Below are 13776 nucleotides of genomic sequence, written 5' to 3' on the forward strand. Positions count from 1 at the left end.
CCTAGTCGCCTATGGTGATGGTACAGGTGGTGCCCGCGATCAGCGCCAGCTCGGGCGGCACCTCCAGCAGGCGGATCCGCACCGGCACCCGCTGCGCCAGCCGCACCCAGGGCACGTTCGGCTTGACGTCGAGCAGCAGGCCGTCACTCCCCTCCACGCTCTGATCGTGGATGGCGCGCCCTATGCTCTCCACCTCCCCCTTGAGTGCCTGCTCCCCGCTGTAGAGCACCATCCGCGCCGGTTGGCCCGGCCGGATGTGCCTGAGCTTGGTCTCCTCGAAATAGCCCTGTACGTAGAAGGAGTGGATGTCCACCAAGGCCACCAGCGGTACCCCGGCGCTGGCATAGTTGCCGACCCGGGTCTGCAGGTTGGTGATGTAGCCGTCGCTGGAGGCGTGCAGCTCGGTCTTGGCGAGCGACCACCTGGCCTGCTCCAGATCGGCCTGGGCCACCTGATAGGCGGCCCGCATCGCCTGGGCGTTGAGGCTGGACTCGTCGACCGCCTCGGCGGAGATGACGGTGCGGGCCAGGCTCTGCCGGCGATGGGCCTCGTGCTCGGCCTTGTCGAGATCCGACTTGGCCTTGGCCAGGGCCGCATTGGCGTTGTCCAGCGCGATCCGGTAGGGCTCGGGATCCAGGCTGAACAGAACGTCACCCATCTTGACCAGCTGGTTGTCCTGCACCCAGATCCGGGTGATCTTGCCCGACACCTCAGGCGTGATGCTGACCAGCTCGGCCCGCACCTTGCCATCCCGGGTCCAGGGACCCTGCATGTAGTAGTTCCACAACCACCAGCCCGCCGCCAGCGCCAGGGCGCACACCAGCAGGGTGGAGAAGTATTTGAGGGTCGCGAGGGGTGATTTAGCCATGTAGCAATATCCATAAGGCGCCACTGACGGCGAGGACGAACAGGGAGAGATCCATCAACAGGGGGTGCCAGACATCTCCGCTGTAGAGCCAGTCGCGCAGCAGATGATGGGCCGGCAGCCAGCCCAGCAGGCCGAGCAGCACCGCCTTGAACAGGGGCGGAAAGTAGAGCGAGGCCCCCAGGATCAGATCCGGCAGCGCTGAAGCGGTCGTCACAGGCGTGCTCCCTATTGGCGAGAGGAGGACAGAGGAAATCGGCGATGGCCCGTTCGAGGGCAGGCAGGCCAAGGTTAACACAGCCATTTCGGCGGCTACAGAAGCAGATGACGCCCCAAGGTCACCGATCTGCCGGATGGTTGATGCCATCCCGCAGCGGCACCTCACCGATCTCGAACGGATTGACCCCCTCGAGGCAGGCGAGGTTGTAACCATACTCGGCCGGATTGGAGCGGCGCTGATGGTGGGTGTAGATGCCACAGAGGCCGCAGAAGTAATGGCGGGCGGTACGAGTGTTGAACTGGTAGCAGCGCAGCGCCGCCTCCCCTTGCAGAATGCGGATGCCCGCCAGCGGCACAGAGGCGACGATGGCACCGCGCCGCCGGCAGAGGGAGCAGTCGCAGCGACGCGGATCCACCACTCCATCCGGCAGGCTGAGCTCCAGCACCACGGCCCCGCAATGACAGCTGGCCCTGTGCTTCTCCTGAATGGGGGTATTGCCGATGCGCTTGATCATATGGCCTCCTTGGCCCGCTTGTCTCAATCGAACAGGGTATCTTGCCGCCCCTGCCGCACATGGGCATGCAGGGTGCGCAGCTGGGATGCCACCACCCGGTGGCGGGAGAGCGGGGGCAGCTGGTCGATGGGGAAGTAGGCCGCGCCCTGGGTCTCGTCGGTCTCGGTGAGCAGTTGCCCTCCCGTCACCTCACACAGGAAGAACGCCTTGTGGGCATGGGGCAGCTGCGGCGGATGGGGGTGCCTGAGCTTGTCGAACAGCGCCAGCAACCGAACGGCCCGACACTCGAGTCCGGTCTCCTCGACCACTTCGCGCACCACGGCCCCCGCCGGCGAGTCGCCGATGTCGCACCAGCCCCCCGGCAGGGTCCAGCAGCCATCGCTGCGCTCCTGCACCAGCAGCAACCGCCCCTGCTCATCGAGGATCAGCGCCCGCACATCCAGCTTGGGGGTGGGATAACCGCTGTCTAGGGCGATCCAGTCGGCGATCGCCGCCGGATCCAGCTCGCTCTGGCTGACCATCAGGGCGACCGTGGCCGCTCTCAATGCCTCGAAACGGCCGATATCGAAGGGATCTTTGGAGTAGGTGAGGCCCGCTTGCGCCGTGGCCAGCACCTGTTCCAGAAAGGCGGCCAACGGCGGTTGCATGGCTAGAGCCCGAGGAAGCGGACTATCTGGGCCGGGTAGCGCTCGAACCCCATGAAGGCGTGATTGCCACCGCACTCCAGCGACAGGCGGGCGAAGCGATACTCGGCCAGCGTCTTGCGGTAGTCGAGCACCTCGTCTTCCTGCTGTTGCAGGACCCAGAGCCGTCCGGGGGCCGTCACCGGCACCGCCAGTCCCTGCAGCTCATCCATGTGCAGCGGCAGCAGCTCATAGCGCTCATCGGTATAGGGATTGGTCTGGGGACCGAGGTAGTCGCAGAGCAGCTCGTGGGGGCGCACCGCCGGGTTGATCAGGGCGGCGCGGCAGCCATACAACTCACTGACTCTGGTCGCCATGAAGCCGCCGAGGGAGCTGCCCACGGCGCCGAGTCGCAGCCTCTGGCCATGACGGGCGACGGCCTCCTCTATGGTCTGCTCTATGGCCGCCCAGGCCGCCGCCGGGGTGTTGGGCTGGGCCGGGATCAGCAGCTCGATATCGGGCCTGTGCCGGGCGACCCAGTCCGTCATCTGCTGCGCCTTGGCCGATCCGGGCGATGAATTGAAACCGTGCAGATACAAGAGGACGGGCTTCATGCAGGCCTCCTCAATAACCGGTGGCATGGGGATCGGGCACGAACTGCCCCACCGGCAGGCGCCACACCTGGCTGGCGATCCGGCCATCCGGATGCAGGGTGAGATAGCGCCAACCCGGGCCGGACTCGTCCAGCGCGAAGCCATCGGACAGCGGCTTGAACTGGATGCAGGTGGAGGGACTGGCGATGAGCCTAACCCCCTGATGCACCTCGTCAAACTCCTGATGCACATGGCCAAACAAGATGGTCTTCTGCTGCGGATGACGGGCCAGCACCGCGAACAGGTCGTCGGCATTCTTGAGATTGTGCTGATCCAGCCAGGCGCAGCCGACCGGCACGGCCTGATGGTGCAGGGCGATGAGGGCGTGGCGCTCCGGATGTTGGCGCAGGGCCTGATCCAGCGTCGCCAGCTGGTGATCGCCGAGCACGCCGTGGGGTTTGCCGCGCACCTGAGTATCCAGCAGGATCACCTGCCAGTGATCCCCCACCAGCTGCTTGGCCTCGCTGATCCCGGCCGCATGCAGGTACTCGGTCATCAGGGGGCCGTCATCATGGTTGCCGGGCAGCCAGTAGATGGGGCGCGCCAGAGGAGCCATCATGGTGGCGAAGCGCAGATAGGATTCCGGGCTGTGATCCTGAGACAGATCGCCGGTGGCCAGGATCAGATCGAACGGATGGGCGTTGTCCTGCACCCGCGCCAGCACGGCAGCCAGGCTCTCGGCGGTACGCACGGCCAGCAGTCGTCCCTCGGCGCTGGCGAAGAGATGGGTATCGGTAATCTGTAACAGACGCACGCTTCCGTCCGGCGCCTGGGGTAGCTCTGTTTCCAAAATCACGCTTCTTTATATGAGTTCAACTAGAGGATGTTTATCAGGCTGGTGCCATGCTTGAGACAAAATTTTAGCCAGTCGGCCAGGAACAGATTTACCTGCTCTTTTTCATCCCTGTGATGCATTTTTTTATTGGGATAATCATAACGTGGTTGCAACATCGAAATCTGTTGCGCGGCACACACTTCCGCCATCCGCACATCATGGTACAAACGAATCTCTATACGAGCCTGCAAGTAGCTCGCCAATTCAGGATTGTGCTGGGCCAGGATCACCTGGCTGGTGAAGCGGCTCTCCCCGCTGACGGTGAGCTGGAACTGCAAGCCGTTGCCGACCTGATAGCGGCGCTCGGCTCCCATACCGCCAGGAGGCAGCAGCTTCATCAGCGCCATGTAGTTCACCTCGCAGGTGCGCTGCAGGGACATCAGGTCCGGCACATAGCGCCGGCTCTGTTGCAGGGTCAGCGCCACCTCAGCGCCCCGTCAGCCAGCGGGCCCGCAGATCCGCGTGATTGAGCGCCAGCCACTGCAAGGCGATGACGGAGGCGGCGTTGTCGATGCGACCCTCTTTCAGCCAGGCATAGGCCTGCTCGCGGCTCACCACGTGCACCCGGATATCTTCACCCTCTTCCGCCAGACCGTGGATCCCCCCGGCCTTGCTGGCATCGACCTCGCCGACAAAGACTTCGATCCGCTCGGTGCTGCCGCCCGGGCTCACCATATAGCTGATGGCATGTTCGCAGCGGCCCACCTCGAGCCCCGCCTCTTCCACCGCCTCCCGGCGCACCACGACCTCGGCGGTCTCCCCTTCATCTATGATGCCGGCCACCAGCTCCAGCAGCCAGGGGGTGGGGCTGGTTTCCATGGCGCCGATCCTGAATTGCTCCACCAGCACTATCTGGTCCAGCACGGGGTCATAAGGCAGCAGCGCGGCCGCATGGCCGCGCTCGAACAGCTCGCGCACTATGGGCTCGTTCCAGCCGCCCTCAAATAACCTGTGCTGCAGACGGTAGACGTTTACTTTGAAGAAACCATTGTATCCAGATGATTTTTCGATGATTTTCACATCGCTACCGGAGTAGTGACTGGTTTGTGGCAAGGCTTGCTGTGACATACGACACTCCTGCCAGCTTGACTTGGCTAGGTTTGACCATAATATTCGGGAACATGAATGAACGTTCATTCACTCGTTCTCGCTGACGATGAGGGATGGATTTTAGCAGCCACAGGCTATTTGGCTAGGCGCGTAGCCGAGAAAAACTCGCCCTGACTCTTGACGTTCCTGTCGCTGGAAAAGAGACAGTTCGCATTAAATTCTGCTTATAGTAGAGTGGTTAAGCTGAAATCAAGCTTGCTCGATGACAATCCCCCCTCTCCATCCAGCGGACAGCTTTGGGTTGATATATAAGGTTAAAACTATCATATGAAAAGAACACTCTTGTCAGTCATGGTGATGCTGGGAGTGAGCACCGCTGCTCATGCCGAAAACCTGCTCCAGATCTACCAACAGGCTCAGATCAAAGATACCCAACTGCTGGAGTCCAAGGCGAGACGGGATCAAGCCTTCGAGAAGATCAACGAATCACGCGCCGCCTTGCTGCCGCAGATCAACCTGGGCGCCGGTCTGAACTATCTGCAGAACAAAGACGATACCATGACCAACAGTAACGCCTCAGGTACTGTGACCCTGGATCAGTCCGTCTATCGCCGCAGCAACTGGGTCAATCTGGACCTGACCGAGAAGAGCGCCACCCAATCCGACGTGGGCTACAACCTCGAGATCCAGAACCTGATGCTGCGTACCGCCCAGGCCTATTTCGACGTGCTCAAGGCGATGGATACCCTGGAGTTCGTGCGCGCCAACAAGGTCGCGGTCGAGCGTCAGCTGGAACAGACCCAGCAGCGATTCGAAGTGGGCCTGACCGCCATCACCGACGTGCACGAAGCCGAGGCCGAGCGTGACCAGGCGCTGGCAGACGAGATCAATGCCGAGAACACCCTGGACAACAGCTACGAGAGCCTGCGCGAGCTGACCGGCATCGACCACCGCCAGCTGGACGTGCTCAACACCGCCCGCTTCACCCCGCAGAAGACCCCGTTCAACTCCGACAAGTGGCTGGAGCTGGCACTGGACAAGAACCTGGAGCTGCACAGCGCCCGCATCGGCAAGGACATCGCCAAGGAACAGATCGACTTGGCCAAGACGGGTCATGAGCCGACCCTGGATCTCGGTGCCGGCCTCACCGCCGGTTACAACGACTACAAGGACGAGATCCGCAACCCCGAGAGCAGCAGCAACGAGGCCAACGTCGGCCTGAACTTCAAGCTGCCGCTCTACACCGGTGGTGCCACCACCTCCCTGGTCAAGCAGGCGCAGTTCAACTACGTGGCCGCCAGCGAGCAGCTGGAGCGCAGCTTCCGCTCGGTGCAGAGCACGGTCCGTTCTTCTTACAACAACGTGAACGCCAGCATCGGCTCGGTCCGCGCCTACAGCCAGTCCGTCATCTCCGCCGACAGCGCCCTGAAGGCGACCGAGGCCGGTTATGAAGTGGGGACCCGTACCATAGTCGACGTGCTGGACTCCACCCGCAAGCTGTACCAGGCCAAGCAGAAACTGTCTGAGGCCCGCTACAACTACATCCTCAGCATCCTCTCCCTCAAGCAGGCCGCCGGCACGCTGGAGCAGAAGGATCTGGAAGATGTGAACCAGGGGCTGATGCCAGCCGCCCAGGTGACGACCAAGTCCTGAGCCTGACTCCAGGCATGCAAAAGGCGACCCTAGGGTCGCCTTTTTGTTATCCGATGATGCGCGGCGATAACCGCCGTGAACAACCCGGCCTAAGCCGGGCGTCGATTCAACCGCGCTCGCGGATGGTCTTGATGATGTCGCTGGTGGAGCAGCCATCCTCGAAGTTCAGCACTCGCACCTCGCCGCCGTTGGCGGTGACCTCGGCGTAACCGGCGATCTCTTCGGGCTTGTAGTCGCCACCCTTGACCAGCAGATCTGGCAGGATCTCGGCGATCAGCCGTTGCGGCGTGTCTTCGGCGAACGGCACCACCCAATCCACGGCGCCCAGCGCCGCCAACACCGTCATGCGGCGTTCGGTCGGGTTGACCGGGCGACCCGGCCCCTTCAGGCGGCGCACCGAGTCGTCGGTGTTGACCGCGACGATCAGCCGATCCCCCAGCTTGCCGGCGTTGGCGAGGTAGGAGACGTGACCGGCGTGCAGTATGTCGAAGCAGCCATTGGTCATCACCACCTTCTCGCCCCGCAGGCGGGCGGCCTGGACGGCAATCTTGAGCTGCGCCTCGGACATGACGCCAAAGCCGGTCTCCTGCTCGGTGTAGAGCGCATTGGCAAGCTCCACCGGGCTGACGGTAGAGGTACCCAGCTTGCCCACGACTATGCCGGCGGCGGTGTTGGCCAGGGCGCAGGCCTCGTCCAGACTCATGCCGGCGGCCAGGGAGGTGGCCAGGGTGGAGATGACGGTATCACCGGCACCGGTCACGTCATAGACCTCGTGGGCCTGTGCGGGCAGATGCAGCTCGGGCTGCCCCTCGCGGATCAGGGTCATGCCGTTCTCGGAACGGGTCACCAGCAGGGCGTCCAGTTCGAAGCGCTTGACCAGCTCCAGCCCTTTGGCGACCAGCTCGTCCTCGCTCTTCACCTTGCCTACCACGGCCTCGAACTCGGACATGTTGGGGGTCAACAGGGTGGCGCCACGGTACTTCTCGAACTCGGTCCCCTTGGGGTCCACCAGCACCGGGATGCCGGCGGCGCGGGCGCGCTGGATCATGCCCGGCACATCGTTCAGGGCACCCTTGCCGTAGTCGGAGAGGATCATCACATCGGCCCGGGGCAGCGCCTCTTCCACCTTGCTCATCAGCAGGCTGGCGTCGACGTCGTGGAAGGCCTCTTCGAAGTCGAGGCGCAGCAGCTGCTGGTTGCGAGACAGCACCCGCAGCTTGGTGATGGTCGGATAGTCGGCCAGTCGAACGAAATCACAGGCGACCTTGACCCCCGCCATCTGGCCGGCCAGGGCATCGGCGGCCTCATCCTGTCCGGTCAGACCCAGCAGGACGGCATGGGCACCGAGTGCGGCCGAGTTCAGGGCCACGTTGGCGGCACCACCCGGGCGCTCCTCGATGTGTTCGACCTTGACCACGGGCACGGGGGCCTCGGGGGAGATACGGCCGGTGGGGCCATGCCAGTAGCGGTCCAACATGACATCGCCAACGACCAGAACGCGGGCTTTCTCAAACTCGGGCAGGGTGATCTTCATCTGTATCGACTCTCAAAACCTGAAAAATTCAGCCCCCGATTTTATCACACTCTTTTCTCCCGAGTGAAAAAAGCGCGGCCCCACCGGCAATTACCCGCCTGTCACCCCGCTTCCCTCCCCTCTGACCAGACGATGGCCATTCGCACCCGCCCCCCCTTTTCGGATAGAATCCTCGGATTGTGAGTCAAGTCAGCCGACCAGGATAGGCGCCTGCATCGAGCGCCGCCCCTGTGCGACTGGGCTCCCCGAATTATTTGCGATTGAGAACAAGAGACTCTTCATGGCCCAAGAACGCGCTCCCCGCCTCGAACCCCATCTGTTCCATCCCCGCTACTGGGGCAGCTGGGCAGGCCTTGGCCTGCTCTGGCTGCTGGTGCTGCTGCCCTGGCGTAGCCAGATGTGGCTGGGGCGCCAGCTCGGCACCCTGGCCCGCAAGCTGCTGAAGTCCCGCGTCAAGATAGCCCGCCGCAATCTGGAGCTGGCCTTGCCCGAGCTCAGCCGGGATCAGCGTGAGACCCTGCTGGTGCAGAACTTCGAGAGCGTGGGCTGCGCCATCTTCGAGGTCGGCATGGCCTGGTTCTGGCCGGACTGGCGGATGCGCCGGCTGATGAAGGTAGAAGGGGAAGAGCACGTCACCCGGGCCGTGGAGCAGGGTCAGGGCATGCTGCTGCTCTCCTGTCACTTCCTGACGCTGGAGCTCAACGCCCGCTGCTTCGGCCTGGTGCGGCCCGGGGTCGGCGTCTATCGTCCCAACACCAATCCGGTGCTGGAATACGCCCAGTACCATGGTCGCTGCGCCTCCAACAAGTACCTGGTGGATCGCATGGACGTGAAGGGGATGATCAAGGCGCTGCGCAACGGCGATGCGCTCTGGTACGCGCCGGATCACGACTACGGTGCCCATGCCAGCGTGTTCGTGCCCTACTTCGCGGTGGAGCAGGCGGCCACCATCACCGGCACGGCGACCCTGGCCAGGGTCAAGAACACGGTCACCCTGCCCTGCTACAACATTCGCACCGCCACCGGTTATACCCTGCACATAGGGGCGCCGCTGGAAGGCTACCCGAGCGGCGACGATCTGGCCGACGCCAGCCGCGCCAACCGGGAGATTGAAACCGCCGTACGCAAGGCCCCCGAGCAGTACATGTGGCTGCACCGCCGCTTCAAGACCCGCCCCAACCCCAATGACGCGGGTTACTACTGAGACGAGCCTTTCGGCCCCGAATGAAAAAGCCCTCGCATGCGAGGGCTTTTTTACGGGTCTGCGACAGCGCCTGGGTTATTGGCGGATCAGACGATAGATGGCGTAGCCAGGGTGCTTCTCATCGCTCGTTGGCAGGGTGGACTTGTACTCAAGATCCGCGCCGGCCAGCTGCTTGGCCTCCTCGCTCGGCGAGGAGTAGAGCCGCACGTCGACACCGGCGGGCAGCGCCTTCATGTGCCAGTTGTTGTTGGCTGCCGGGCTGAAGCCTGCCGGATTGTCGGCGGACTGGGTCTTCAGGTACTGGGCGATGATCTCCCGCGTCTCGAAGGGATCTTCGTGCACTATATTGGTGCCGTCGATGCCCGGGAAGTGGCCGCCACCGCTGGCGCGGTAGTTGTTGGTCACCACGTAGAACTTCTGGGCCGGATCTATCGGCTGACCGTTGAAGGTCAGGCCGCTGATGCGCTGACCCTCGCTCACCTTGGCGCCTTCCTTGCTGTAGCGGGCCGGCTGGGTGATATCCACCTCGTAGTTCACCCCGTCGATCACATCGAAGTTGTAGGTGGGGAACTTCTCGTTCACCAGCCACTGCACCTCGGTCTTGCCGGCATCGATCTGGTTGAACTGGCCGGCACTCATCTCCAGCCACTCCTTGACGGTGGCCCCGTTCACCTCGACCACCTGCAGGGTGTTCGGGTAGATGTAGAGATCGGAGACGTTGCGCAGGGAGATGTCCCCCTTGGCCACATAGGTGAAGTCATTGATGCCGTTGCGACCGCCGCGGAAGGGGGCCGCCACCGACAGGATCGGATAGGGCTGCTTGAGCAGGCCATCCTTTTGCAGCTGCTCGGCGTGCTTGCGCTGGGCGTCGCTCACCAGTTGCACCGAGGGATCGTCCTGCACCAGCGCGAAGAAGCTGTGGATGGAGGAGGTGATCTTGCCGAGCGGCTCGTCCAGCCACTGATTGGTGGCATCGTGATCGGCCTGCACCAGGTCCACCACCCGCTGATCCACGGCGCTGTTCTCGCTGGAGTCGATCTTGCGCAGGCTGGCCTGGCTCTGTTTCACCCGCCACTTGCCGTCCACCTGCTCCAGTTTGAGATCGATGATGCCGAGGTGGTTGCCCCAGTAGCCGGGCATCACGGTCGGGATGCCGCTCAGGGTACCGGCCTGGTTGTCCACCTCCGGCAGATCCGGGAAGTCGCCGGGGAAGTTCTTGTGGGCATGGCCCAGCATCAGGGCATCCACACCCTTCACCTTGGCCAGATGCCAGGCGGAGTTCTCCATCATGGCCTCATAGCTGTTGGCGTTGATGCCGGTGTGGGCGACCACCACCACTATGTCGGCCCCCTTGGCGCGCAGTTCCGGCACATAGTGGTTGGCGGTCTCGACCATGTCGGCCACCACCACCTTGCCTTCCAGGTGGCGCTTGTCCCACTGCAGCACCTGCGGCGGCGTCAGCCCCAGGATGCCGACCCTGACGGTCTGTGACTGGCCCTTGTCATCCGTCACCTGGCGCTCCAGCAGCAGATAGGGGGTGAACTTGTTGCCACTCCAGTCGATCTGTCCCTTCGCATCGCGCTTGAAGGCGCCCGTCTCGAACACGTTAGCGTTCACATAGGGGAACTTGGCGCCCGCCAGCACCTTGCCGAGGTACTCCAGCCCGTAGTTGAACTCGTGGTTGCCCAGGTTGCCGGCGTCATAACCGAGCTCGTTCATGGCCTTGAACACCGGGTGGGCCTGCTTGTCGAGGTAACCGGCACCGGACTGCTCGAAGATGTAATCCGCCAGCGGCGTGCCCTGGATCAGATCACCGTTGTCGAGCAGCAGGTTGTTGGGGTTTTCGGCGCGGGCCGCGCGGATCAACAGGGCGGTGCGGGAGAGGCCAAACTTGCGGTCTTCCTTGTTCTGGTAGTAGTCGAACCCCAGCACGTTGGAATGGATATCGGAGGTCTGGATCAGGCGCAGAGAGACGGCTCCCGGCTGCGCCTTGCTATCATTTTCATTGCTGCAGGCGGTCAACAGCACTATGGCTGCAATGGCACCCAGCTTCATGGTTTTATTCACTGTCTTTTCCCTTTTATTATGAGTAACGCTTTACCAGCGACGGGAATTTAACAGACGAATATGTCAGCGCATGGAACCGAGATTAATTTTTATGAAGCCCGACACAAAAATAGCCTTATGAGGCCAGCAAGGCCCCGCTGGCCAGCTGAACCGCCAACCCCAGCATGATAATACCAACAACAAGATCAATGGCTTGCTGCACCCTGCCCCGGGCAAGCCAGGGGGAAAGGGCCGCCGCCCCGAATGCCAGACCGTAGAACCAGACCAGGGATGCCAGCATGGCGCCGGCGGCGAAGGCCGGTCGCAGCTCCTCGGCGAACTGGCTGCCGAAGGAGCCGAGCAGCATCAGGGTATCCAGGTAGACATGGGGGTTGAGCAGGGTGACGCCCAGCGTCATGGCCAGCACGCTCTTGACCCCCATCAACTGGGGTGAATCCGCCAATGTAGCCCCCTGCCCGCGCCAGGCGCTGCGCAGGGAGCGCACGCCGAACCAGCCGAGGAACAGCACGCCGCCCCAGGTCAGCAGCGCCAGGCCGATGGGGCTGCTCGCCAGCAGGTTGGCGCCGCCAAACACCCCTATGCCGATCAGGATGAGATCGCAGAAGCAGCAGAGCGTGGCCGTCAACAGATGGTGGTTGCGGTGGATGCCCCTGCTCAGCACGAAGGCATTCTGGGCACCGATTGGGATGATCATGGCGAGGCCGAGGGTGAAGCCTTGCAGTGTGGTTGCGAGCATGGATGAAGCGTCCGTATGGGTAACTGGACGGCACTATAAGGGGAGCGGGGAAATCAGAGAAATTCATTAATCTGCTGATACATTCAATTCACTAATAACTCGGGCGCCAACGCCCTTCTCAGCGGGCTGTCAATTGCAGGATCTGACAATTGTGAGCCCGCCGCCCCGCACCGAGAATCAACAGGGTCGACGCATCGGCTGGGGCAGGTGACGAGGATCACGGGTGACTGACCAGCTATGTCGCCCGCCCGGCCCTAGCACGGGGGGTGGGGCGGGAGGCGCTTATCTCACTGCAGGATCTTGGGGTAATTGGTGACCACGACCTGCTCCAGATTGGGGATCAGGATGCCGCTGCTCACCCCTTTGGCGATGGCCTGATAACGGTTCATGGAGCCGGTCTTGCGGGTCACCTGATTGAGGTGGTAGTTCACCGTGCGTTCGGTGATCCCCAGGATGCAGGCGATCTCGTTCGACGTCTTCCCTTCGCTGGCCCAGAACAGGCATTCGGTCTCCCGGTCGGTCAGGGCCTCCTGCGGATCGCCTTCCCGCAGGCCCTTGCGCACGATCCGGATCGCGGCCTCGAAGATGTAGTTGGACATCCAGGAGAGGATGGGCGAGGACTCCAGCAGCAGATCGCTCGAGGCCCGCTCGGCGGTGATGAACGACAGTATGCCATTCTCCCCTGCCGCCCCGTGCAACGGGAAGGAGATGCCGTTGCGCAGCCCGAACTCCGCCGCCAGCCCCATCACGTCCATGCTGCCTTCCTGCAGAAAGCGCGCCTTCTCGTCCAACCGGTTCCAGTAGATGGGCAGGGTCTGCCTGCGGGCGAGCTGGATGATGGGGTCGCAGGCCAGCATGTTGTTGACCGTGTAGGCCTGTACCCAGGAGTCGGGGCACTGGTTGAACAGCACCACCTTGGGCCTCTGCATCGACATGGGCAGGATGAGCGCAAACCGATAGTAGTCGTAGCCCATTCCCAGCGTGAAGCGGCCGATCAGTTCCGCCAGCCGGTTGCCATCCGTCACCACCGTGAAATGTTCGAGATACTCAAGCAGTTGGTCGTGTGTCATAGGCTAGCCCCCCTGGCCAAGGCCTTGGATTATAGCGCCTAACCATGAAATGGAGAGACATGAATGCTTGTTTTCAAAGGAAAATTGAAACAACACCCCAGATGGGAGGTCGAAAACGAACTTTATCGCTTTCGCAAGCGCGTCTTCTCCGATCGGCTCGGCTGGGATGTGGAATCCCACCGGGGGCTGGAGCGGGACAGCTTCGACAAGCCGGATACGCACTGGGTACTGATTGAAGACGAGCAGGGTCTGTGCGGCTGCATTCGGCTGCTCAGCTGTGCCCAGGACTACATGCTGCCCAGCATCTTCCCCGCGGCCCTCGCCGGCGAGCTGGCCCCGCGCTGCGCCGATGTCTGGGAGCTGACCCGGCTCGCCATCGATGCCAGTCGGGCGCCGCAACTGGACAATGGGGTGAGCGAGCTGACCTGCGTCATCTTCCGCGAGGTCTATGCCTTCGCCAGGGCACAGGGGATCCGGGAACTGGTGGCCGTGGTCAGCCTGCCGGTCGAGCGCATCATCCGTCGCCTCGGCCTGCCCATAGAGCGGCTCGGCCACCGCCAGGCGGTGGAGCTGGGCGCCGTGCGCGGGGTGGGCATCCGCTTCCAGCTGGACGAGCGCTTCGCCCTGGCCGTCAATCGCCCGCTGCGGGGCCGGTACCAACCGTCTGAGGAGCTGGTCGGCACCACCTGAGCACTGTCCACCCGGCGGCCTGAGCGCCATAAAAAAGTCCCGGGCTGACACCCGGGACTAAA

At 62.9% G+C, this 13776-nt stretch carries 15 protein-coding genes; 3 read left to right on the forward strand and 12 right to left on the reverse strand.

Annotated elements, in window-relative coordinates; all coding sequences use genetic code 11:
- Position 1: 1 nt before the first annotated feature.
- The 8 genes from AACW18_RS17720 to nudF form a co-directional block, all read right to left on the reverse strand.
- Positions 2-868: an efflux RND transporter periplasmic adaptor subunit gene (locus AACW18_RS17720; protein WP_218389417.1), complete on the reverse strand. Its 867-nt coding sequence runs from the start codon at positions 866-868 to the stop codon at positions 2-4.
- Entirely contained in the window at positions 861-1082 is a 222-nt protein-coding gene (locus AACW18_RS17725; RefSeq protein ID WP_084228248.1) for a DUF1656 domain-containing protein, read from the reverse strand. The genes AACW18_RS17720 and AACW18_RS17725 overlap by 8 nt, the downstream gene beginning before the upstream one ends.
- A gap of 121 nt (positions 1083-1203) precedes the next feature.
- Positions 1204-1599, reverse strand: coding sequence for a GFA family protein (locus AACW18_RS17730; RefSeq protein ID WP_042652006.1), 396 nt, complete (start codon positions 1597-1599; stop codon positions 1204-1206).
- Positions 1600-1622: 23 nt separating this feature from the next.
- Complete coding sequence (locus AACW18_RS17735; protein ID WP_218328655.1) at positions 1623-2246, reverse strand: NUDIX hydrolase; 624 nt, start codon at positions 2244-2246, stop codon at positions 1623-1625.
- Between the two features lie 2 nt (positions 2247-2248).
- Positions 2249-2836, reverse strand: a complete 588-nt coding sequence (locus AACW18_RS17740; RefSeq protein WP_218389418.1) for a YqiA/YcfP family alpha/beta fold hydrolase — start codon at positions 2834-2836, stop codon at positions 2249-2251.
- A 10-nt stretch (positions 2837-2846) separates the two neighbouring features.
- A complete protein-coding gene (gene cpdA / locus AACW18_RS17745; protein ID WP_042652003.1) occupies positions 2847-3665 on the reverse strand; it encodes a 3',5'-cyclic-AMP phosphodiesterase in 819 nt (272 codons plus the stop codon).
- A 26-nt stretch (positions 3666-3691) separates the two neighbouring features.
- Positions 3692-4090: a DUF1249 domain-containing protein gene (locus AACW18_RS17750; RefSeq protein WP_256351942.1), complete on the reverse strand. Its 399-nt coding sequence runs from the start codon at positions 4088-4090 to the stop codon at positions 3692-3694.
- A 46-nt stretch (positions 4091-4136) separates the two neighbouring features.
- On the reverse strand, positions 4137-4778 hold the full coding sequence (gene nudF, locus AACW18_RS17755; RefSeq protein ID WP_042652001.1) for an ADP-ribose diphosphatase: 642 nt from the start codon (positions 4776-4778) through the stop codon (positions 4137-4139).
- A 309-nt stretch (positions 4779-5087) separates the two neighbouring features.
- Here nudF and tolC point away from each other — a divergent pair, with 309 nt between their 5' ends.
- The gene (gene tolC / locus AACW18_RS17760; RefSeq protein WP_042652000.1) at positions 5088-6413 is read left to right on the forward strand and encodes an outer membrane channel protein TolC; all 1326 of its coding nucleotides are present in this window, start codon (positions 5088-5090) and stop codon (positions 6411-6413) included.
- A 106-nt stretch (positions 6414-6519) separates the two neighbouring features.
- Here the strand turns inward: tolC and hldE are convergent, their stop codons facing one another.
- Positions 6520-7947, reverse strand: coding sequence for a bifunctional D-glycero-beta-D-manno-heptose-7-phosphate kinase/D-glycero-beta-D-manno-heptose 1-phosphate adenylyltransferase HldE (hldE, locus tag AACW18_RS17765; protein ID WP_218389419.1), 1428 nt, complete (start codon positions 7945-7947; stop codon positions 6520-6522).
- Positions 7948-8227: 280 nt separating this feature from the next.
- Between hldE and lpxL the strand changes: the two genes are divergently transcribed.
- On the forward strand, positions 8228-9151 hold the full coding sequence (gene lpxL / locus AACW18_RS17770; protein WP_218389420.1) for an LpxL/LpxP family Kdo(2)-lipid IV(A) lauroyl/palmitoleoyl acyltransferase: 924 nt from the start codon (positions 8228-8230) through the stop codon (positions 9149-9151).
- A gap of 75 nt (positions 9152-9226) precedes the next feature.
- Here the strand turns inward: lpxL and AACW18_RS17775 are convergent, their stop codons facing one another.
- The 3 genes from AACW18_RS17775 to AACW18_RS17785 form a co-directional block, all read right to left on the reverse strand.
- Positions 9227-11206, reverse strand: coding sequence for a bifunctional 2',3'-cyclic-nucleotide 2'-phosphodiesterase/3'-nucleotidase (locus tag AACW18_RS17775; protein ID WP_218389519.1), 1980 nt, complete (start codon positions 11204-11206; stop codon positions 9227-9229).
- Between the two features lie 127 nt (positions 11207-11333).
- Positions 11334-11954 carry an L-lysine exporter gene (lysE, locus tag AACW18_RS17780; protein WP_218389421.1) on the reverse strand — a complete coding sequence of 207 codons (621 nt, stop codon included), beginning with the start codon at positions 11952-11954 and terminating at the stop codon, positions 11334-11336.
- 287 nt (positions 11955-12241) lie between these two features.
- A complete protein-coding gene (locus AACW18_RS17785) occupies positions 12242-13024 on the reverse strand; it encodes a LuxR family transcriptional regulator (protein ID WP_042651995.1) in 783 nt (260 codons plus the stop codon).
- A 63-nt stretch (positions 13025-13087) separates the two neighbouring features.
- Between AACW18_RS17785 and AACW18_RS17790 the strand changes: the two genes are divergently transcribed.
- Positions 13088-13714, forward strand: a complete 627-nt coding sequence (locus AACW18_RS17790; protein WP_218389422.1) for an acyl-homoserine-lactone synthase — start codon at positions 13088-13090, stop codon at positions 13712-13714.
- Positions 13715-13776 lie beyond the last annotated feature (62 nt).

It is taken from the genome of Aeromonas sp. sia0103, assembly GCF_963895295.1.
Taxonomy (GTDB): Bacteria; Pseudomonadota; Gammaproteobacteria; order Enterobacterales; family Aeromonadaceae; genus Aeromonas; species Aeromonas encheleia.

Bases quoted from the DNA above. Each gene is read 5' to 3' on its own strand.
- AACW18_RS17720 (WP_218389417.1), bottom strand. From the start codon at position 868: ATGGCTAAATCACCCCTCGCGACCCTCAAATACTTCTCCACCCTGCTG.
- AACW18_RS17730 (WP_042652006.1), bottom strand. From the start codon at position 1,599: ATGATCAAGCGCATCGGCAATACCCCCATTCAGGAGAAGCACAGGGCC.
- AACW18_RS17735 (WP_218328655.1), bottom strand. From the start codon at position 2,246: ATGCAACCGCCGTTGGCCGCCTTTCTGGAACAGGTGCTGGCCACGGCG.
- AACW18_RS17740 (WP_218389418.1), bottom strand. From the start codon at position 2,836: ATGAAGCCCGTCCTCTTGTATCTGCACGGTTTCAATTCATCGCCCGGA.
- AACW18_RS17750 (WP_256351942.1), bottom strand. From the start codon at position 4,090: ATGTCCCTGCAGCGCACCTGCGAGGTGAACTACATGGCGCTGATGAAG.
- nudF (WP_042652001.1), bottom strand. From the start codon at position 4,778: ATGTCACAGCAAGCCTTGCCACAAACCAGTCACTACTCCGGTAGCGAT.
- tolC (WP_042652000.1), top strand. From the start codon at position 5,088: ATGAAAAGAACACTCTTGTCAGTCATGGTGATGCTGGGAGTGAGCACC.
- hldE (WP_218389419.1), bottom strand. From the start codon at position 7,947: ATGAAGATCACCCTGCCCGAGTTTGAGAAAGCCCGCGTTCTGGTCGTT.
- lpxL (WP_218389420.1), top strand. From the start codon at position 8,228: ATGGCCCAAGAACGCGCTCCCCGCCTCGAACCCCATCTGTTCCATCCC.
- AACW18_RS17775 (WP_218389519.1), bottom strand. From the start codon at position 11,206: ATGAAGCTGGGTGCCATTGCAGCCATAGTGCTGTTGACCGCCTGCAGC.
- lysE (WP_218389421.1), bottom strand. From the start codon at position 11,954: ATGCTCGCAACCACACTGCAAGGCTTCACCCTCGGCCTCGCCATGATC.
- AACW18_RS17785 (WP_042651995.1), bottom strand. From the start codon at position 13,024: ATGACACACGACCAACTGCTTGAGTATCTCGAACATTTCACGGTGGTG.
- AACW18_RS17790 (WP_218389422.1), top strand. From the start codon at position 13,088: ATGCTTGTTTTCAAAGGAAAATTGAAACAACACCCCAGATGGGAGGTC.